At 57.0% G+C, this 20,129-nt stretch carries 18 protein-coding genes; all 18 read right to left on the bottom strand.

All coding sequences use genetic code 11. The annotated features are described in order from the left end of the window. Positions 1 to 93: 93 nt before the first annotated feature. The 18 genes from F591_RS0100510 to F591_RS0100420 all read right to left on the bottom strand — a co-directional run bounded on the left by F591_RS0100510 (position 94) and on the right by F591_RS0100420 (position 20,113). Positions 94 to 354 (bottom strand): stage V sporulation protein S, encoded by a 261-nt coding sequence (locus F591_RS0100510; RefSeq protein ID WP_006286829.1) that lies wholly within the window; start codon positions 352 to 354, stop codon positions 94 to 96. A gap of 128 nt (positions 355 to 482) precedes the next feature. Next, positions 483 to 1,277, bottom strand: coding sequence for a TIGR00282 family metallophosphoesterase (locus F591_RS0100505; RefSeq protein ID WP_026326277.1), 795 nt, complete (start codon positions 1,275 to 1,277; stop codon positions 483 to 485). Positions 1,278 to 1,374: 97 nt separating this feature from the next. After that, entirely contained in the window at positions 1,375 to 2,922 is a 1,548-nt protein-coding gene (rny, locus tag F591_RS0100500) for a ribonuclease Y (protein WP_019532613.1), read from the bottom strand. A 276-nt stretch (positions 2,923 to 3,198) separates the two neighbouring features. Continuing rightward, entirely contained in the window at positions 3,199 to 3,891 is a 693-nt protein-coding gene (locus tag F591_RS0100495) for a RecX family transcriptional regulator (RefSeq protein ID WP_019532612.1), read from the bottom strand. A gap of 472 nt (positions 3,892 to 4,363) precedes the next feature. Then, positions 4,364 to 5,416: a recombinase RecA gene (gene recA / locus F591_RS0100490; RefSeq protein WP_019532611.1), complete on the bottom strand. Its 1,053-nt coding sequence runs from the start codon at positions 5,414 to 5,416 to the stop codon at positions 4,364 to 4,366. Between the two features lie 169 nt (positions 5,417 to 5,585). Then, positions 5,586 to 6,842, bottom strand: coding sequence for a competence/damage-inducible protein A (locus F591_RS0100485; protein WP_026326276.1), 1,257 nt, complete (start codon positions 6,840 to 6,842; stop codon positions 5,586 to 5,588). Positions 6,843 to 7,099: 257 nt separating this feature from the next. Beyond that, positions 7,100 to 7,687 (bottom strand): CDP-diacylglycerol--glycerol-3-phosphate 3-phosphatidyltransferase, encoded by a 588-nt coding sequence (gene pgsA / locus F591_RS0100475; RefSeq protein WP_019532608.1) that lies wholly within the window; start codon positions 7,685 to 7,687, stop codon positions 7,100 to 7,102. After that, positions 7,684 to 9,012, bottom strand: coding sequence for a 30S ribosomal protein S12 methylthiotransferase RimO (rimO, locus tag F591_RS0100470; protein ID WP_026326275.1), 1,329 nt, complete (start codon positions 9,010 to 9,012; stop codon positions 7,684 to 7,686). Before rimO ends, pgsA begins: the two co-directional genes overlap by 4 nt. A gap of 133 nt (positions 9,013 to 9,145) precedes the next feature. Then, positions 9,146 to 9,637 (bottom strand): YajQ family cyclic di-GMP-binding protein, encoded by a 492-nt coding sequence (locus tag F591_RS0100465; RefSeq protein WP_019532606.1) that lies wholly within the window; start codon positions 9,635 to 9,637, stop codon positions 9,146 to 9,148. 180 nt (positions 9,638 to 9,817) lie between these two features. Beyond that, entirely contained in the window at positions 9,818 to 10,669 is an 852-nt protein-coding gene (locus tag F591_RS0100460) for a helix-turn-helix domain-containing protein (protein ID WP_026326274.1), read from the bottom strand. Positions 10,670 to 10,723: 54 nt separating this feature from the next. After that, the gene (locus F591_RS0100455) at positions 10,724 to 11,506 is read right to left on the bottom strand and encodes a DUF3388 domain-containing protein (protein WP_019532604.1); all 783 of its coding nucleotides are present in this window, start codon (positions 11,504 to 11,506) and stop codon (positions 10,724 to 10,726) included. A 171-nt stretch (positions 11,507 to 11,677) separates the two neighbouring features. Further along, on the bottom strand, positions 11,678 to 12,550 hold the full coding sequence (locus F591_RS27050) for a hypothetical protein (RefSeq protein WP_019532603.1): 873 nt from the start codon (positions 12,548 to 12,550) through the stop codon (positions 11,678 to 11,680). Between the two features lie 251 nt (positions 12,551 to 12,801). Next, positions 12,802 to 13,056, bottom strand: coding sequence for a DUF3243 domain-containing protein (locus F591_RS0100445; RefSeq protein WP_019532602.1), 255 nt, complete (start codon positions 13,054 to 13,056; stop codon positions 12,802 to 12,804). Positions 13,057 to 13,189: 133 nt separating this feature from the next. Further along, positions 13,190 to 13,945: an elongation factor P 5-aminopentanone reductase gene (gene ymfI / locus F591_RS0100440; RefSeq protein ID WP_019532601.1), complete on the bottom strand. Its 756-nt coding sequence runs from the start codon at positions 13,943 to 13,945 to the stop codon at positions 13,190 to 13,192. Continuing rightward, on the bottom strand, positions 13,942 to 15,234 hold the full coding sequence (gene yfmH, locus F591_RS0100435; RefSeq protein WP_019532600.1) for an EF-P 5-aminopentanol modification-associated protein YfmH: 1,293 nt from the start codon (positions 15,232 to 15,234) through the stop codon (positions 13,942 to 13,944). The genes ymfI and yfmH overlap by 4 nt, the downstream gene beginning before the upstream one ends. Positions 15,235 to 15,236: 2 nt before the next feature. Beyond that, complete coding sequence (yfmF, locus tag F591_RS0100430; RefSeq protein WP_019532599.1) at positions 15,237 to 16,520, bottom strand: EF-P 5-aminopentanol modification-associated protein YfmF; 1,284 nt, start codon at positions 16,518 to 16,520, stop codon at positions 15,237 to 15,239. A gap of 108 nt (positions 16,521 to 16,628) precedes the next feature. Beyond that, on the bottom strand, positions 16,629 to 17,411 hold the full coding sequence (gene sleB / locus F591_RS0100425) for a spore cortex-lytic enzyme (RefSeq protein WP_019532598.1): 783 nt from the start codon (positions 17,409 to 17,411) through the stop codon (positions 16,629 to 16,631). 149 nt (positions 17,412 to 17,560) lie between these two features. Next, positions 17,561 to 20,113, bottom strand: coding sequence for an FtsK/SpoIIIE family DNA translocase (locus F591_RS0100420; protein ID WP_019532597.1), 2,553 nt, complete (start codon positions 20,111 to 20,113; stop codon positions 17,561 to 17,563). Positions 20,114 to 20,129: the final 16 nt, after the last annotated feature.

Genomic DNA, 20,129 nt, shown 5'->3' with positions numbered 1-20,129 from the left:
CTCCTCGTTGTCCCTGAAAAGAAAAAGCGCCAAAAAAAACCTGTCTACAAAGGTAAACAGGTGTTTTGGCCTGGGCATCGCATTATATCCGGGTTATCTTGGCTCGACGATCAGCTTGATGGCCGTCCGGTCCTCCCCGTCAATAACAATATCGGTAAATGCCGGGATACAAATCAGATCCACACCGCTGGGAGCTACAAACCCGCGTGCGATCGCTACCGCTTTAATCGCTTGATTAAGAGCGCCCGCTCCGATTGCCTGGAGCTCGGCTGCGCCGCGCTCGCGCAGTACCCCCGCCAATGCGCCGGCTACGGAGTTGGGGTTTGATTTCGCTGATACTTTCAATACTTCCATGCAAAGTACCTCCTCGGGAATGATGATAGCTTCCAGTATTCATCATATTCGCGGGGTGAACCGATCATTCCTGCTCTGCAAAGAAGCAATTATTCCAATATTTTGAATTGTCTGTCAATTGTATAGGATTACTCGAATATGAGCTGCTCCTCATCCATCCTGATCAGCTTGATCGACTGGGCCAAGCCTGTTGCCGGATTCAGATCGATGACGACGGCATGAAAATGCCACTTGCCTTCATCGACGACGAAGCGGACCGGCAAGGACGTCTTGAACTTTTGCATGACAGAGGTGCGCTCCATGCCGAGAATGCCGTCTCTCGGACCGGTCATCCCGACATCCGTCACATATGCGGTGCCCTGCGGCAGCACCCGCTCGTCGTTCGTCTGCACATGCGTATGCGTCCCGACGACAGCCGATACTTTGCCGTCGAGATGCCAGCCCATCGCCAGCTTCTCCGAGGTCGCCTCGGCATGGAAATCGACCAGCACATACCGCGTCCGCTTGCGCACCTGCTCGACGATTTCGTCCGCCTTGCGGAAGGGGCAGTCGATCGGCGGCAGAAACGTCCGGCCCTGCAGGTTGACGATCGCCAGCTCCCCTTCTTTTCCCTTTATATACGCCAATCCGCGACCCGGCGTCCCCGGCGGAAAGTTGGCTGGCCTGACGAGCCGCTCCTCTTTATCGATAAAATCAAAAATCTCCTTTTGGTCCCATGTATGATTGCCCATCGTAATGCCGTGAACGCCCCACTCGTAAAATTCTTTCACGATAGAGGCATTAATCCCGCGGCCGCCTGCCGCATTCTCCCCGTTCACGATGATGAAGCCGGGGTTATACTTATCCCTCAAACGAGGCAGACACGTTTTCAACGCTTTGCGCCCGACTGCGCCTACAATATCGCCAACAAATAAAATTCGAATGATCAACGCCCCCCGCCACAGTTCTCGTTCCATTTTAGCGCTTTATTGCTCAAGAAGAAAAGTGGCTTCTCAGCCACTTTTCCTGTAGTATATGCAGTTATTTGGCATATTCGATCGCGCGCGTCTCACGAATGACGGTCACCTTGATATGGCCCGGATAATCGAGCTCATTCTCAATCTTCTTCGTGATTTCGCGGGCAAGCCGGAATGCTTCGGCATCGTCCACCTTCTCGGGCTGAACCATGACGCGCACTTCCCGTCCCGCCTGGATCGCATACGACTTCTCCACGCCGTCGAACGACTCGGAGATATCCTCCAGCTTCTCGAGGCGCTTGATGTACGTCTCGAGCGTCTCGCGGCGCGCTCCCGGCCTTGCCGCAGACAGCGCGTCAGCCGCGCCGACCAGCATGGCAATGACAGAGGTCGCTTCGCAATCACCGTGATGCGATGCGATGCTGTTGATAACGACAGGATGCTCCTTGTATTTCTTGGCGATCTCGACGCCGATCTCGACGTGAGAGCCTTCGACCTCGTGGTCGAGCGCCTTGCCGATATCGTGCAGCAGCCCGGCCCGCTTCGCGAGTGTAATGTCTTCTCCGAGCTCTCCCGCCATCAATCCGGCCAAGTAAGCGACCTCCATGGAATGCTTCAGAACATTCTGGCCGTAACTTGTTCTGAACTTGAGCCGTCCCAAAATTTTGATCAAATCCGGATGGAGTCCGTGCACGCCCGTCTCGAACGTCGCCTGCTCGCCGTATTCGCGAATGCGCTCGTCCACTTCCTTGCGCGATTTCTCCACCATCTCTTCGATGCGCGCAGGATGAATGCGACCGTCCGCGACAAGCTTCTCGAGCGCGGTGCGGGCAATCTCCCGGCGAATCGGATCGAAGCCGGACAAAATCACCGCTTCCGGCGTATCGTCGATAATCAGATCGATTCCGGTCAGCGTCTCCAACGCCCGGATATTGCGGCCTTCACGCCCAATAATGCGACCTTTCATCTCCTCGTTCGGCAATGACACGACGGAGACTGTCGTCTCCGCGACGTGATCCGCCGCACAGCGCTGGATTGCCAGCGTAATAATCTCTCTAGCTCTCTTGTCGCCTTCTTCTTTTGCCTGCTGCTCGATTTCCTTGATCAACTGCGCCGTTTCGTGACGTACTTCCTGCTCAACGTTCGTGAGGATGATATTCTTCGCTTCCTCCATCGTGAGTCCGGAGATCCGCTCCAGCTCAGTGACTTGATCCCTGTAGATCTGATCGATCTGTGCCTGGGTTTCTTCGATTCGCTTCTCTTTGTTGGCGACCTGCTCTTCTTTTTTCTCCAGAGAATCTAATTTTTTATCCAGCGATTCCTCTTTTTGCAACAATCGTCTCTCTTGTCGTTGAATTTCGTTCCGACGGTCACGAATGTCTTTTTCAGCTTCGGTCCGGAGCTTATGAATCTCATCCTTCGCTTCCAAGACCGCTTCCTTCTTCAGTGCGTCGGCCTCTTTGCGAGCGTTGTCCAAAATCTGCTCGGCGGCTTGCTCCGCACTGGAGATTTTCGCTTCTGCAAGAGATTTGCGGATAAAATAACCGATCCACAAGCATAGAACACCAACAACGAAGACGATCAGAATCCAAACGATGGGGTTGTCTGCCATCCTGTTCACCTCCTCGTTGTTTCTCCAAGGGGCAAGCTTGGGTATTCAGTTTTTTAATCCGTGTAATGCAAGCGCAAATGAGAAAAGATGGTTCTTGGCCATGCGAATCCCCTGATGACGGCTTTCAGGCAGATTCCTGTGTATAAAAATTATACAACGTTTATTTTATCTTTTGCCGAAGAAGCTTGTCAAGGTGCTTCGCGCAGGATACTGCTCCCTGCCACGGGCCTTGCATGCGGCGGCCGTCCGCGCCCGGAACGCTCTTCTTAATTCGTCTTATTCGCCGAACTCTTCGATTTCCGGTTCCCCCGCCCCCTCCGCGTCCGGCAAGCTGCGCAGCACCCGGGAGACGACGCCGCTCGGATAGCCGCGTCTTTGCAGCAGCGCGGCCAGCTTGCGCCTCGCCTTGAGCGCCTCCTCCCGGTCGGCGGACGGCCTATAGCGCTTGCGGGCCAATTCCAGAGCCATCCGATACTCGCTCTCCTCGTCCACCGTTTCGAGCGCCGCGGCGATCCTCTCCGGGCTGATGCCCTTCGCCTTAAGCTCCTGCTTGATCCAATGGCGGCCTTTCTTCTGCGAGCGCAGCCGCTGCCGGGTCAACTGCTCGGCGAACTGCCGGTCGTCCACGTACCGTTCCTGCTTCAGCCGCTCGAGGACGGAATCGGCCAGCTCGGCGGCGTATCCTTTCTCCAGCAGGCGTTGCCTCAGCTCCTGCTCGGAACGGAGCCGGCTGCCGAGCAGCTTCACGGCATGCAGGTACGCCTTGTGCAGCTCGTCGGCGCGAAGCGCCTCCTGCAGCGACGCCGCTTGGACGAATTCGCCCTTCAGCAGCCGGTACCGGATCATCACATCCTCATGAACGGAAAAGGCGAACCGGCCGTCAATGTAAATGCGGTAACGCCGCGGCTCCCGCGGCGCCTTCTCCACCATCGTGATCGTCCCGTCCGCAAGTTGGGGCCCCTCTTCCATAAGCGTTCCTCCGTTCCTAAACCGTAGTCTGCCTGTATCTTGAAAATAGCCCCGGTCCCGCGGCCCATTTTCATCTTCTGATGGTGCCGCGCAAGCCGCATGGGGGTCTATCTTGAAAATTTGGCGATATACGCCGACAAAATTTCAACACCGCAGGTAACGACCGATGACGTAAGGAAGCGCCCGTCATAGGCGTCTATCTTGAAAATTCGACGAAGCTCATCGGCGAATTTTCTGGCACCGCAGGTGACGACCGATGACGATAGGATTCACACGTCATAGCGTCTCTCTTGATATCGAAAGAAAACATCTATCGACGTCCATTCGAGGATGAACGGGCTGCGGTTCAGCGGAAGTTTTTCTTGCTACAGAAAGTCGCACTTCGTTTGAATCCTTTAGCGAAGTTAAACTATCTGCAGCGTTAAAAAAAGGCGCCTTCCCCGTGATGGAGAAGGTGCCTTGAGCCGCCGATCTATTCTCCGAACAGCGCCAAATCCTCTTCTTCTTCCTCGTCCTCCTGCACATCGGGCGGAACGGAAACGATCAGGTTGCTGTTCTCCCGGATCTTCTTCTCGATCAGGTCCGCCAGCTGAGGATTCTCCTTCAGGAACTGCTTCGCGTTCTCGCGCCCTTGACCGAGCCTGTCGTTATTGAACGAATACCAGGCTCCGCTCTTCTGGATGACGTCCATCTCGGTGCCGATATCGATGATGCTGCCTTCCTTGGAAATGCCCTCGCCGTACATGATATCGATGTCTGCCTGCTTGAACGGCGGAGCGACCTTGTTCTTGACGACCTTGATGCGGGTGCGGTTACCGATCATATCGTTGCCTTGCTTGATCGTCTCCACGCGGCGAACGTCAAGCCGCACAGAGGAATAGAACTTGAGCGCCCGGCCGCCTGGCGTCGTCTCCGGGTTGCCGAACATGACGCCGACCTTCTCGCGGAGCTGGTTGATGAAGATGGCGATCGTCTTCGACTTGTTGATCGCCCCCGACAGCTTGCGCAGCGCTTGCGACATGAGACGAGCCTGCAGGCCGACGTGCGAATCGCCCATCTCGCCCTCGATCTCCGCCTTCGGCACGAGCGCGGCGACCGAGTCGATGACGATGATATCGACCGCGCCGCTGCGCACGAGCGCCTCGGCGATCTCCAGCGCCTGCTCGCCCGTATCCGGCTGCGACAGCAGCAGCTCGTCGATGTTGATGCCGAGCTTGCTGGCATACAGCGGGTCCAGCGCGTGCTCGGCATCGATGAACGCCGCCGTACCGCCGATCTTCTGAACCTCGGCAATAGCATGCAGCGCGACCGTCGTCTTACCGGACGATTCCGGCCCGTAAATCTCGATAATGCGTCCGCGCGGAAAGCCGCCGATGCCAAGCGCCAAATCCAGGGCGAGCGAACCGCTCGATACAGTCTCCACCTGCATATGAGCGGACTCGCCCAACTTCATAATCGAACCCTTCCCGAATTGCTTCTCGATCTGGCGAAGGGCGTTCTCCAGTGCTGCGCGACGATCTGTCAACGTACTCACGATCCTTTCCGTATTCAGCATATGAAATTCTCGAACATACATTCGCATATATGTCAAAAATAAAACCGTAACAATTGTTCGTCAATTTGTTACGGTGCTTCCGTTGCCTTTATTATATTCTATTTTCTACCGAATGGCAACTGAAATTTGATAGATAAGATCATGCCTCGTCTTCCAGTAGCAGCTTCCATAAGCGGTACATGGCGTTTTTGGCGGCGCGCAGCTTGATCGTCTCCCGGTTGCCGCTCAGCTGCAGCCGATCGGTCTGCGGCGCCCCGCCCTTGCGCAGCACGCTGACATAGACCAGGCCGACCGGCTTGCCCTCGGATTCGGCCGGGCCGGCTACGCCGGTAATAGCAACGCCGTAATCCGCTTCCGTTCCGGCCAGCACCCGCTCCGCGAGCAGAGCCGCCGTCTCTTCGCTGATCGCCCCCGGAGCTCCCTCGCCCTCCAGCAGCTCCCCGGGGATGCCCAGCAGCTTCCGCTTCGCTTCGTTGGTGTAGCAGACGACGCTGCCGCGGAACGCCGCCGAGCTGCCGGGCACCGACGTCATCAGATCGCTGAACAGCCCGCCCGTGCAGCTCTCCGCGGCGGCGACCGTGCGGCCGGACGCCGTCAGCATGCGCACGATCTGCTCCTCGAGCGCAATATCCTCGCTCGCATAGATGTGCTGGCCGAGCCGGCGGCGAATTTCCGCCTCCAGCGGCCCTAATCTGGACGCGGCCTCATCCGCCGACGCCGCGCGGGTCGTCAGCCGAATCGCCACCTCGCCCTCCTTGGCGTAAGGAGCGATCGTCGGATCCGTCTGCGCCCGGATCAGATCGAGCAGCTCATGCTCCAGCAGCGATTCGCCGATTCCGGCAAACTTGAGCATAACCGAGAACAGCGGCTGGACGCTGTCCATTCGGGCTTCGATCCACGGGCGGGCGTAGCGGTCGAACATCGGCTTCATCTCTTTGGGCGGCCCGGGCAGCAAAATGTAGTGCTTGCCGGCGTGCGTGACCCCCGTGCCGACCGCAAGCCCGGTATCGTTCGGAAGCGGATCGCCGTGCTCGGGCAGCGTCGCCTGGCGGGCGTTGCTTTCCACCATGACCATGCCCCGCTTGCGAAACAGCTCCTCGATGTTGTCCAGGGACGGCTGGTGAATAATCAGCTTCTGTCCGATAAATTCGGCCAGCACGTCTTTCGTCAAGTCGTCCTGCGTCGGACCGAGTCCGCCGGTGCAGATGATGAGATCGACCCGCTGCGAAGCGAGCTGCAGCGCTTCCTTCATCCGCGCGGGATTGTCCCCCACCACCGTCTGATAATACACGCCGACGCCGAGCTCGGCCAAGCCTTGCGCCAAATACTGCGCGTTCGTGTTCACGATTTGGCCCATCAGCAGCTCCGTGCCGATGGCGATAATTTCCGCTTTCATTGCCAAAGCGCCTCCTTTGCGATACAACAAAACCTGGCGAATTGCCAGGTCTGTCTGCTCCTTTAACGGCCGATGACGAAATGGTTCGCTCGTCATAAGCGTCTCTCCTTGAAAATTTGGGGGAATCCACCGACCAAAATTTCAACACCGAAGGTGACCGCCGATGACGAAACGAATCGCTCGTCATAGGCGTCCATGTACAGCCGTTCAAGCAAAATAAGACCGGCCATATTATGGCCGGATCGGCTATTGTCCGGTTACATTTTCCCCGGTTCGAGGTTCATTACGTGCTTGTTTTTGATGAAGTAATCAAAGCCGGAATAAACCGTAATAATGGCAGCTACCCAGCTGGCGAACAAGTCGAACGGGATGCCGACCAGCACGAAGGGGAAATTGTTGACCATCAGAGCGATGATGGCCGTAATCTGCGATGCTGTCTTCCATTTGCCCCACTTGCTGGCAGCCATTACATGCCCCTCGAGCAGCGCGATTTGCCGCAGGCCGGTAACCGCAAATTCGCGGCTGATGATGACGATGACGATCCAGGCGTCGATCTTGCCCATCTCCACAAGGGAGACGAGGACGGCCGACACCAGCAGCTTGTCCGCGAGCGGATCGAGCAGCTTGCCCAGATTGGTTACCAGCTTGCGCTTGCGGGCGATGTATCCGTCCAGGCTGTCCGTGCTGGCCGCCACGATGAAGATCAGCACGGCGATGATCTGATTGTAGGTAATGCTGAACTGCTCGATCCGAACATGGGGAAACTTCACGTTAACGAGCAAAAACAGCATGATGATCGGCACCAGAAAAATCCGGGCCAAAGTGATGCGGTTGGCCAGATTCATGCCACGACCTCCCCGGAGAGATCGTATTCGAACGAATGGGTGACGCGCACCCGGGCCACCTGTCCGATGGTCAGCTTCGAGCCGGTCACGAACACCTCGCCGTCAATCTCCGGAGCGTCGAACTGGGAGCGGCCGATATAGACGTCGTTGCGGCCGTCGTAGCGCTCGATCAGCACGTCGATCACCTCGCCGACTCGGCTGCCGTTCTTCCGCTTGGCAATTTCGCGCTGCAGCTCCATCAGAACGTTCGCGCGGTATTCCTTGACGTCGTCGGGCACCTGGTTCGGCAGGCGCGAAGCCGGCGTACCCTCTTCCATCGAATACGTAAACACGCCGAGCCGATCGAACTCCACTTCCTGAATAAAGCGCTTCAGGTTCTCGAAATCTTCCTCGGTCTCCCCCGGAAATCCGACAATGATCGAGGTGCGCAGCGATACGCCGGGAATGCGCTCGCGAATTTTGGCGATCAGCTCGCGCGCGTCGCGCTGTCGGCCCGGACGCCTCATCCGCTTCAGGATGCTGTCTTCGCTGTGCTGCAGCGGCATATCGACATATTTGCACACCTTCGGGTTGTTCGCGATGACGTCGATCAGCTCGTCCGTGAAAAAGCCCGGATACGCATAATGCAGCCGCACCCATTCAATGCCCGGCACTTCGCTGACCTTGTTCAGCAGCTCGGGCAGCATGAAGCGGTCGTACAAATCTGTGCCGTAGTTGGTCGAATCCTGAGCGATCAGGCTGATCTCCTTGACGCCCTGACCTGCGAGCTGCTCCACCTCGTGCAGGATCGATTCGACGCTCCGGCTGCGGAACTTGCCCCTCATGATCGGGATGCTGCAGAACGTACAGGCGTTGTCGCAGCCTTCAGCGATTTTGACATAGGCTGTATACCGCGGCGTCGTCACGCGCCGGGGCAGCTTCGCCTCATAATTGAAGACCGGATTGCCGACGAGGATCGGACGCTTGCCCTTCAGCGCCTCGTCGATAATATCGTTGATTTTGTCAAAATCGCCCGTGCCGACGATTCCGTCGATCTCCGGCATCTCCTTCATCAGCACTTCCTTGTAGCGCTGCGTCAAACAGCCCGCGACGATTAACGCCTTCAGGCTGCCGGTCTGCTTCAGATCGGCCAAATCAAGAATCGTATTGACCGATTCTTCCTTGGCCGCATCGATGAAGCCGCAAGTATTGACGATAATGACCGTCGCTTCTTTGTCGTTGTCAGTCAGCGTATATCCGCGCTCGTGAACGAGACCAGACATGATCTCGGAGTCGACCAAATTTTTTTCACACCCCAGGGTGACCATCTTTACCTTCTCTGTCATGGGAGTCCTCCAAATTCGAATGCAGTAACGTTTCTCTTCCGTGCCCGAATATAGCAAGCAAAGAATTCGTTACAAGTATAATATAACCCTGCAAAACGTGTCAAAACCGGCCGACCGTCGATTCGCGAATATATCACTTCAGATTGACGAACTGAAGATCGATCGGGAGATCGGCCTTGCGCAGCATTTGAATGACCTGCTGCAGGTCGTCCTTGCTCTTGCCGGCTACGCGGATTTGATCGCCCTGAATCTGGCTTTTCACTTTCAGCTTCGAATCGCGGATCAGCACGTTGATTTTTTTGGCGATATCCTGATCAAGCCCTTGCTTGAGCTTAATCCGCTGGCGAACGGTGCCGGAAGCGGCCGGCTCCACTTTCCCGTACTCCAGGTTTTTCAGCGGCAGGCCGCGCTTGGCCATCTTGCCCGTCAAAATATCGAGCACGTTCTGCAGCTTGAACTCATCGTCCGAGACGACGACCAGCTCTTCTTTTTCCAGAGAGATGCTGCTCTTGCTCCCTTTGAAGTCGAAGCGGGTGGCAATCTCCTTCTCGGCCTGATTGATCGCATTGTTCATTTCCTGCAAATCCAGCTTCGATACGATATCGAAAGAATGTTCCGAGCTCACGTGATCACGTCCTTTTCTTGTAGTCCTGTTTGGCGGCAGTCGCCAATCCAACATTTCACCCCTCGCAGGCGACGACCGATGAACAAAAGGGATCGCTTGCCATAGGCGTCTACATCATTTTAACAAAAAAGACTCCCGGGATACAAAATATTCCGGGAGTCCGAGCGCTCAGTCAATCCATTATCCGGCGGTTCCAAGATCGAATTGCAGTTTTTTCACATTCGGGTCGGTGCCGACGGGAACGATGGTGCCGTTCACGTTCAGCTCGACCGCATTCGCCCGCCCGAAGGTCAAATAGGCGGAATTGGACAGCTTCCACTCTTCGGTATTGCCGTTATAGAACATTCCCTCGGCGATCGCTTCCTTCTTCTCCCCCAGCGAGTCAACGCGAATCCAGCACGCATCGCCGGTTACGGTCATCTTGATCTGCAGCTCGCTGGCGTTCGTCACCGTGTAATAGTCCGTTCCGCGTTCGCTGCGAACAAGCTTCACCTCTGTGACCGGAGCGGCAGGCGGCGGCTCCTGCACCGTCTGCGGAGGTTCGCCCCCTTCGGCAATCGCGCCGCCGGCCGCATTCGGGTCGGAAGGGGCAGGATCGGCCTTGTCGGTAATGCGCGGCGGCTCGGAAGCATTCACATCGGCCGTGCCGCTGTAATTTTTATTTACGTAATAGTATATGATCCCGACAATCAGCACGACGAACGTAATCACCAGGGCCGTGGAAGCCCATCTTCCGATCCGTTCCGAATTGCGGGAAGTCCGCGTCGAACGGATCGGCTCGACCGGCTCCGGTTCCGAAGCGGGGATCACGTTCTGGTACAGCTTAAGCACCTCGTTCGGATCAAGACCGATCGCCTCGGCGTAGCTCTTGATGAACGCCCGCACATAGAAGGTACCGGGGAGCTTCTTGTAATTCCCCTCCTCAATCGCCTCCAAATACGCCTTGCGTATTTTGGTCGTCTCCTGTAGATCGTCGAGGCTGATTTTCTTCTCCAATCTGGCTTTTTTCAACACTTGACCAAGATCGGACACGAACGGCACCCCTTTCTCCTGTAGTTATCGCTTTGAACTGCGAATGCCGGCAGGTCAATACTCATCGAAGCCTCCAGTGAAGCTTTCGTAGCTGATTTCTTCGTCCGGCGTATTGCGCAGCTCGACGATGCAGTTGAAATGATCGTATGTATATTCGGATTCCCGCACGAAAATATCCGGATGCTCGATCACCTTCGTCGACGGCATGGCCATCGTCTCGCGCAGCAGCGCGTAATGCTTCTCGTTGGAGCGCAGCGTAGAGACGATGCCGTCGATAATAAAGACGTTGTTCGGGTTCATTTCGTCTTCGGACAGCTGGCTGCGAACCGTCTGCCTGAGCAGCGTCGAGGAGACGAAGGTCCATCGCTTGTTGGCGCAGACGCTGCCGGCGATGATCGATTCCGTTTTGCCGACGCGGGGCATGCCTCTGATGCCGATGACTTGATTGCCCTCGCGCTTGAACAGCTCTCCCAGAAAATCGACCAGCAATCCCAGTTCGTCTCTCGTAAAACGAAACGTCTTGCGGTCGTCCGAATCCCGCTCAATGTAACGTCCGTGGCGAACTGCCAATATATCGACGAGCTTGGGCGGGCGCAAAGCGGATACAGTTATATTATCCACTTTTTTCAACATTTTACCCATGAGCTCGATTTTTTCCTCGTCGTTCGTTTGCAGCAGCATGCCGCGCGTCCGGTCCTCGACGCCGTTGATCGTCACGATGTTGATATCCAGCATCCCCATCAAGGAAGCGATATCGCCGAGCAGCCCCGGACGGTTTTTGTAGATCTTATACTCCATGTACCATTGCTTGACTTCATTGTGCAGCTCGCCTGCCATCGTCCGTCACATCCTAAACTGTAGTGTTGGGCAAAATTTTACGGCGATCCGCCGGCTATTTTCAGCGGGCCGAAGATGTCGACTAATGACGAAAAAGAATCGTCGTCGCAGGAATCTTTCTCGAAAATATTCTACAATATTCGCGAAAATCCTTCTTAATGCCTAGAAATATTACAACTTTTCGTCATTGGTTCGGGATGCGGAGAGCTCCGACTCGCCATACGGCTTGACGCCTGCCTTCCAACCGCCGCCTAGCATATCGCCGAGCAGCGTCCCGTACACAGCGTCCCAGCGAATTTGCACCGAAGCGGCAGCCATATTGATCATCGGCACCTTGAGCGATTGCAGCTGCTGCAGCGCCGCGTCATCGAGCGGAGCATACACGACGAGATATGACGGGCGGTGACGCGCAACCTGCGATCTTAGCGCGGGAAACCAGCCTTCCGCATCGGCAAAGCTGACATATTCCGCTTCCTCGGACGGTGCCCACGACGACGGGATCGGATATTCCGCCGTGGTGACCCACTCGAGCACCCGCCCCGCTGCCTGCTGCTCCGCGACCCAATCGTCCCACAGCGTCACCAGCAGATCGGAAGAGACGACGCGGTGCGAGACGTTGCCGGGCAGCGCAAACGCCGCGCCTTCCCCGCGAAGGGAATCGTCCAGCAGCACCCACCGTTTGTCCGGCGCCGCATTCGCCTCCTGAACAACCTGCCCGGCTAATTGGGAGCCGACGACAACAACATAGTCGTAAGCCTTCGAGCGGATGGCCGCCCGCTGTTCTTCGCCCAAAGCGTCCACGTTCTTCCAGCGCTCGAACGTAATGCCTTGCTTGCTTCGCCAGGACAGCAGCGTCTGCGTCAAGCTTTTGTCGGCTTGTTCCGGATAGCCCGGGCCGGTCATGACGAGCAGCGATATTTTCTGCTGCAGCAGCGCAGGCTCGATGGCCGGGATCGTTGAGCCGCAACCGGCGAGCAGGCCGACAAGCAGCGTCAGGATCGTCCATTTCAATACGCGGTTCAATCCGCGAGTACGGTTCATCATTTCAGTGTCCTCTTCCCATGCAGTAGCGATTTCGTCACCAGTATACCATAACCGACCTTGAAAATTCGACGAGGTCCTTCGGCGAATTTTCAACACCGCAGGCGACGACTACTGACGACGGATTCACTCGGCATAGGCGTCAACCTTGAAAATTCAGCGTTATACTCACGTTGAATTTTCATACCGCCTCTGCCATCATGGCTTGACAAGGAAAAGACCTCCCCTAATGAGAGAGGCCTTTCGCCGCAAGCTTATGCGTTGTTTTTGGCCAGCTTGACCATGATGCTCGCCATGACTTTCCGTTCCTGTTCGTCTGCGACGTCCCAAAGCTCCTTCAGGACGCGTTCCTCTTTGTTCTCCGGGTCTACCTTGTCGGCAAGGAATTCGCCGATCTGGAAAGCCATTTCGGAGATCGTATGCTCGTTCATCCCGGCTTGCTCAGCCTGCTTCACGCGCTCGCCCAAAAATTGCTTCCAGCGGTCGAATACCTTCAGAACAGTTGCCATGAACGATTCCTCCTTCCAACGTCAGAGATGGACTGCAAGCTTAATATTTGCAGTTGCGGAGGAATTGATTCCGACAATCGTTGCCACATCCCTTTTCAACCCGGCCCCGGGCTGGCGCAACTACGCCCTCCCGCTAGGTGACCCAGCCGCCGTTCGGACTGATGATTTGCCCCGTAATATAGCCTGATTCGGGAAGCGCCAAAAAATAGACGAGCGACGCGATTTCATTGGGCTGCCCGAACCGCCCGGCGGGAATCCCGTCCGCGATGGCCGCGCGGTCCTGCTCGTCAAAGCCGCTCATCATCTCCGTATCGACCGCTCCGGGAGCGACGGCGTTGACGGTGACGCCCGACGGAGCCAGCTCCTTGGCCAGCGCTTTCGTAAAGGCGTTGACGCCCCCCTTCGCTGTCGAATACAGCACTTCGCAGGATGCGCCGGATATGCCCCAGACGGAAGACACATTGATGATGCGGCCGTATTTTTGCCGGATCATCGGCTGCATAAACTGCTGGGTCACGAGGAAGGTTCCTTTCAGGTTCACCTGCATGACGTCGTCCCATTCTTCCTCCGTGACATCGGACAGCAGCCCGTAATGGGCAATGCCTGCATTATTGACGAGAATATCCGGCATCATGCCGCGGCTCTCCAGCTTATCCCGCATTCGCATTACCTGCTCCCTGGAACGCAGATCGGCGCTTACCGTGAGCACGTTCGCGCCATGCCGCATGCAGCTGCGCGCCGTCTCGTTCGCTTTTTCATGCGATTGCAAATAATGAATGACCACATTCATGCCAACCGAAGCGAACCGCTCGGCAATCGCCGAGCCGATGCCCCGGCTGCCGCCGGTCACCAGCACGGTCTGCTCGGTAAAGGGACGCACCTCGTTCACTCGGCATCACTTCTAACTACCGAGACCGCCAGCCGGCTCCAGTCGAAGTGACGGCGCAGCTGCTCGTTGACTTCCTCCAGAGTGAGGCTTTCGTATGCCGGCAAAATATCGAAAAAGTCGACTCCCTTGAACCGGTATTTGGTGAATTCTCCGGCGATCGCTTCCGGCGAATTCAGCATTCTGAGGTAAGCGCCGATCTTTTTCTTGCGGCTGCGCTCGAATTCGGCGGCCTGGATGCCGGACGCCTTCGCCTTGTCGATCTCTTCCTTCACGCGGGCGACGAGCAGCTCCGGGTCTCTCGTATCTCCGCCCATGACGGAGAAGGCATACTGCTCCGAAATGTTATATTCCGAGCCGAAGCTGTCGGAAATCAGCTTCTCATCGTAAAGCGATTGATAGATGGCGGAGCTTGGGCTAAGCAGCGCGTCGAGCAGCACCTTCATCGCCAGCTCCTTGCGCAGCAGCTCGCGGCCCGCCGCCGTCTGCCCCGGCTCCTTGCAGCCGAACAGGCATTTGGGCAGCGAGACGGGCAGCTTCGTCAGCTTCAGGCTTGCTCTGACTTCCATCGGCTCCGGTTCGAAAAAGCGGTGTATTTGCCCTTGAGGCTGGAACGTCTTGGCCGCCTGGTTCTCCCGCACGATGTCGATGATCCGCTGCGGATCGACGCCTCCGACGATGAACAGCATCATATTGCTCGGATGGTAGAAGGTGCGGTAGCAATCGTACAGCATTTCCTTTGAAATTTGCGAGATCGACTCGATCGTGCCGGCAATATCGATATGGACGGGATGCTTCTGATACATCGCTTCAATAAGGCCGTAATAAGACCTCCAATCCGCGTTGTCCTGATACATTTTGATTTCCTGGCCGATGATCCCTTTTTCTTTCTCCACGTTCGCGTCCGTAAAATAAGGGTTTTGGACGAAGTCGATCAGCGTCCGCAAGTTGTCCTCGATCTGTCCCGTAGCCGAGAACAGATACACCGTGCGGTCGAAGCTCGTATAGGCGTTGGCGGAAGCGCCCTGCGAAGCAAAGACGGAGAAAATATCTCCCGTCGGCTCCTCGAACATTTTATGCTCCAGGAAATGGGCGATGCCATCCGGCACCTTCTTCCTCTCGCCGCCTTCCACCTGAAAATGGTTATCGACGGAGCCGTAGCGCGTCGAGAACGTCGCATACGTCTTTTGAAACCCCTGCTTCGGAAGAATAAACACCGTGAGGCCGTTCGGCAGCGTCTCGGTATAGAGCGTTTCCTTCACATGCTCATGCGGCAGCATCTGCAGCGCCATGTTCAAGCTCCCCCTTTCCGGTTGCGCAGGAAATACACCGTATCGAGCTTCACCTGCTGGGCGAAGCGCCGAATCTGCTCCACGCCGATCCGTTCGATGCCGTCAATCAGCGCCGGAACCGTCCGCTCCGCCCCGGACAGCACATTGTTGAAATCGAAAGCGATAAGTTCAAAGGCCGAATCCTGCAGCTCGCGCAAATGTCCGGCGATCATCGCCTTCGTCTGCTGCAGCTCGATATCGGAGATCTGCCCCTGCTCCATCGCCAGCAGCTGTTCTTTAATAATGGCCGACGCCTTCTCGTAGTTGCCGATCTCGATGCCGGATTGAATGGTCATGATGCCTTTGTGCCCATCCAGGCGAGAGGATGCGTAATAGGCCAGGCTCGCTTTCTCGCGCACATTGACGAACAGCTTGGAATGGGGAAAACCGCCCAAAATGCCGTTATACATAAGCGCCGCCGGATAGGCTTCATCGGCGTAGGTCGTATAGGTGCGCAGCCCCATATTCAGCTTGCCCTGGCCGACGTCCATCTGCTCGATCACTTCGTTGACCTGCTCCACCGCCCGGTGCTGCGTCTTGCCGGCATACCCGATGCCCGGAGCGCCCTCTGTCTGGAACCAGCGGTCCACGAGCGGCAGCACCTGCTCCAGGCTCGTATCGCCGACGACATAAATATCAATCGGAGAAGACTGCAGCCATTGCCTGTAGCTTGCATGCAGCGATTCCGGCGTAATTGCGCCAAGCGCCTTGATGCTGCCGAGCGGATGCAGCCGGTACGGCTCGTTCCGGCACATTTCCTCGATGCAGCGCTCGGCGGCGTAACGTATTTTGTCGTTGACGATGGCTTCCAGTCTTTTTTTCAAGTTATCCTTCTCGGAGTCTACATATTTCGGCAAAAACGCTCCGTTCTCCAGCGCCGGATCGGTCAGCGCTTCTCCAATGAACTTTAGCGACGAGGCGAGCAGCGGCTCATGCCCCGATACGAAATCGTCATGGATGACATCCATTCGGAACTGCACGATCTGCGCGTCCCCGCGCTTGTAAACATCAAAGCCGAAGCCGGCGCCGTACAAATCGTCCAGCCTCTCGCGAAAGCGTCTCGTCTCCGGATACGCGCGGCTCCCCCGGCGAAGCACGAAAGGCGTCAAAGCGGTTGGTGTGACGGTCTCTTCCTTCAACGGGCTGCCGATATATACCGAGAATGCAAACGTCTTGAACTGTTTGGTCGGAAGCACGTGCACCCGCATATTGCGGACTGTGCCCCGCTCAAAGCGCGTCTCCTTCAATGAAACGACAACTCCCTTCATTCGCTCATCCCGCCTCTTGTGTACTTATCCATTATATTCCTTCATAAATAGAAGAAGCAACCGCGGCGGGTTACTTCATTCCATGCATTATTTGCAGAAAATATGCTTGCCGATTTGCTTCACCTGAGGCCGGGTCCAGATCCACTTGGAGGTCGCGGTCACAGGGTTAAAGTAGTACAGACACTCGCCTGTCGGGTCCCAGCCGTTCAGCGCGTCCTGCACCGCCTTTTTGGCCGTTTCGTTCGGCGTCAGCCAGATTTGCCCGTCGGCCACTGCCGTAAATGCGCCAGGCTGGAAAATGACGCCCGAGACCGTGTTCGGGAAGCTCGGCGATTCCACCCTGTTCAGGATCACGGCAGCTACCGCGACTTGCCCGATGTAAGGCTCGCCGCGCGCCTCGCCGTACACCGCGTTGGCCATGATGTTCAGGTCCTCCTGTGACAAGCCGTGTCTGGTGGAAGGAGACATCCCGGAAGGAGCTTGCGACGCCGTTCCGCCGCCGGCAGCCTGCCCGCCGCCTGCGGAAGGAGGCAGCTCATCCGCCGTCGGCTTATAGTTTTTGGTCGCTTCCCACAGCTTCAGCTTCGTTTTATCGCCGGCAATGCCGTCGACCTTGAGGCCGAATTCGGACTGGAACCATTTGAGTGACTTCAGCGTGTTATAACCGAAATCGCCGTCCACTTTGCCGTGATAAAAGCCCAAAAACTTCAGTCTCCCCTGAAGCTCGTATACGTCCGCGCCGGTCGCGCCGTAGCGGATTTCGTTCTGGCTGAACGTCTGCTCGGCGCCGTCTAAGCGATGCTTCAATTGATATCCGGCAAATAGAACGAATATCAGGCAGAACGCGATAACGACTAATTTTTTGTTCATTCGCTTTCAGCTCACCTTTCTCACCATCGTATTGGCAACCTTTTTACGGTTATTATGAGAAAGCGAGTCAGCTTCTATGCAGCCGAAATTGGCAATTTCGGGCGCCTTGCAAAAACTCCCGTGCCGGCTTGGCACGGGAGATCTACCGTTTACGAGCTTATTCGATTCATCTGATACTGCTCCATTGTCATGAGCACCTCGCGCGGCTTGCTGCCTTCATACGGGCCGACGATGCCTCTGGCTTCCATCGTATCGATCAGCCGCGCGGCGCGGGTATAGCCGACCCTCATGCGCCGCTGCAGCAGCGAGACGGAAGCCTGCTTCGCCTCGAGGATGATTTGCACGGCTTGATCGTACAGCTCGTCCTCGAACTCTTCCTGCGTATCCGTCTGCTCCTCGATCTGCGGAACCATATCCTCCACATATTCCGCCTGCCCCTGATTGCGCACGAAGTTGACGACTGCCTCGACCTCCTGGTCGGACAGAAACGCGCCCTGCACGCGCATCGGCTTGGAGGCGCCCATCGGGAGATACAGCATATCCCCCCGGCCGAGCAGCTTCTCGGCGCCGACCATATCCAGGATCGTCCGCGAATCGACCTGCGACGATACCCCGAATGCGATCCGCGACGGAATGTTCGCTTTGATCAAGCCGGTAATGACGTCGACGGACGGCCTTTGGGTGGCGATGATCAGATGAATCCCCGCGGCGCGGGCCATCTGGGCCAGGCGGCAGATCGAGTCCTCCACGTCGCTGGCCGCGACCATCATCAGGTCGGCAAGCTCGTCCACGATGACGACGATGTAGGGCAGCGGCGCGCCGCTCATCGTCTCCCGCAGCATCGCGTTGTACCCTTCGATATTCCGGGTGCCGCTCTTCGAGAACAGCTCGTAGCGCTTCTCCATCTCGACGACGACCTTCTTGAGCGCCAGCGATGCCCGCTTCGGGTCGGTCACGACGGGAGCGAGCAGATGCGGAATGCCGTTGTATACGTTCAGCTCGACCATCTTCGGGTCGACCATCAGAAACTTGACCTCATCGGGCTTCGCTTTATACAAAATGCTCGTAATGATCCCGTTGATGCAGACCGATTTGCCCGAGCCGGTCGCGCCGGCGACAAGCACGTGAGGCATTCGCGCCAGGTTGCCGACGATCGTCTGGCCGGCGATATCCCGGCCCAGCGTAATCGTCAGCTTCGAGGAGGCGTCCTGGAAAGCCGGACTTTCCATGACTTCCCGCATCGTGACCATCGCCACCTCGTTGTTCGGCACCTCGATGCCGATCGCCGATTTGCCCGGTATCGGCGCTTCCATGCGAATATCTTTGGCCGCCAGCGCCAGCGCGATATCGTCGGTCAGACTGACGATGCGGCTCACCTTGACGCCGACGTCAGGCTGAATCTCGTAGCGCGTGACGGAAGGCCCGCGCACGACCTCCAGCACTTTGGCGCGGACGCCGAAGCTTTCCAGCGTCGCTTCGAGCTTGCGGGCCACCGCCTTGTAATCCAGCGAATCGGCGCCCTTGCCTCCCTTGGGCGGGGCAAGCAGCGAAAGCGGCGGAATTTCGTACGGCTTTGTCACCGGCTCGTTCTTGATGGCAAAATCGTCGCCGGCTTCTCCGCTCGGCCCTGCAGCCTCCTGAGCGGAGGTGCCGGAAGCGTCCGCGCCGCCTTCAGCAGCGGAAGACCCGCCCGTCGTCTTCTCCTGCAGCACCTGCTCGTGAAAATCGCGAATGACCGGAATCTCCCCGATCCCTTGATCGCTTTCCGCCATACCAACGGCCGATTCGGAAGACTCCGCCTTATAGACCGTGATCTCGGGCTCCGCCGCATCCCCGTCCCACGGCGCCGAATCGTTGCTGAAGCGGTCGTCCTTGCCCGCCGTCCGCTTCTTCGCGTCCTCTGCCTTCGGCTGGATCAGCTCGAAGAACAAGGAGCGCTTCTTGCCTTTCTTGCGCTCCGGCTTGTCCGGCTGCAGTTCCTCCTCGTCGACATCGTCGTCAGGCGACTCCATGGCAGCGGCAGGCTTCGCCTTGAGCTCGCGCTTCGCTTTGCGCGGCTTGCGCTTGCGTTCCGCAAGCACCTGCCTGAGGTACCGGCCCAGCAGCGTCTCATCGAACGGCTTGCGCCCCTTGATCCGAGCCAGCAGATCGCCGAGCGACCAGCCGGTAAGCAGCGTAAATCCCGTGATAAACAGCGTATATTGAATGAGCTTGGCTCCCAGGTTCGCGAACAGAAGAAACAAAAACGAATACAGCGAGGCGCCGATCAGCCCTCCGCCGACCTCATGCCGCAAAATCGCCTGCCCCTGCTCGTCCGGCTGCAGCCCTGCCATCAGACTGCTCCACGTAATGGACATAATCTGGCCGGCTTCGAAGCCGCCCTTCGGAAACAGCCCGGCGAACAGGCTGATATGACTCATGAGCAAAATCGACAGCAGGATGAGCAGCGTCCCGATTTTACGGGAAGTTCTCCAGACAGGCCACTGCCGCTTCATCATGACGTACAGCCCGACATAAATAAAAATCAGGGGAATTACGAAATCCCAAGTCCCGATCAAAAAACGGGATAAATACGTCAAGGCGCGGGCGACGGGCCCCTGCTGCGAAAGCGCGATGACCGAGAGCGTCAAAATCGCGATACCGTATATCTCGAACTTCAGGTTCGTTTTAATGCCTTTGCCCCTCTTTTTAGGCCTGGCCAATGACGCTCACCCCCAA

The sequence above is a fragment of the Paenibacillus ginsengihumi DSM 21568 genome, assembly GCF_000380965.1.
Taxonomy (GTDB): Bacteria; Bacillota; Bacilli; order Paenibacillales; family NBRC-103111; genus Paenibacillus_G; species Paenibacillus_G ginsengihumi.
Note: the sequence above shows the minus strand (reverse complement) of the source record. Positions and strands in the feature narration are given on the sequence as shown.

Bases quoted from the DNA above. Each gene is read 5' to 3' on its own strand.
- pgsA (WP_019532608.1), bottom strand. From the start codon at position 7,687: ATGAATCTGGCCAACCGCATCACTTTGGCCCGGATTTTTCTGGTGCCG.
- F591_RS0100495 (WP_019532612.1), bottom strand. From the start codon at position 3,891: ATGGAAGAGGGGCCCCAACTTGCGGACGGGACGATCACGATGGTGGAG.
- rimO (WP_026326275.1), bottom strand. From the start codon at position 9,012: ATGACAGAGAAGGTAAAGATGGTCACCCTGGGGTGTGAAAAAAATTTG.
- rny (WP_019532613.1), bottom strand. From the start codon at position 2,922: ATGGCAGACAACCCCATCGTTTGGATTCTGATCGTCTTCGTTGTTGGT.
- F591_RS0100455 (WP_019532604.1), bottom strand. From the start codon at position 11,506: ATGGCAGGCGAGCTGCACAATGAAGTCAAGCAATGGTACATGGAGTAT.
- F591_RS0100510 (WP_006286829.1), bottom strand. From the start codon at position 354: ATGGAAGTATTGAAAGTATCAGCGAAATCAAACCCCAACTCCGTAGCC.
- sleB (WP_019532598.1), bottom strand. From the start codon at position 17,411: ATGAACAAAAAATTAGTCGTTATCGCGTTCTGCCTGATATTCGTTCTA.
- F591_RS27050 (WP_019532603.1), bottom strand. From the start codon at position 12,550: ATGATGAACCGTACTCGCGGATTGAACCGCGTATTGAAATGGACGATC.
- F591_RS0100445 (WP_019532602.1), bottom strand. From the start codon at position 13,056: ATGGCAACTGTTCTGAAGGTATTCGACCGCTGGAAGCAATTTTTGGGC.
- yfmH (WP_019532600.1), bottom strand. From the start codon at position 15,234: ATGGCGCTGCAGATGCTGCCGCATGAGCATGTGAAGGAAACGCTCTAT.
- F591_RS0100485 (WP_026326276.1), bottom strand. From the start codon at position 6,842: ATGAAAGCGGAAATTATCGCCATCGGCACGGAGCTGCTGATGGGCCAA.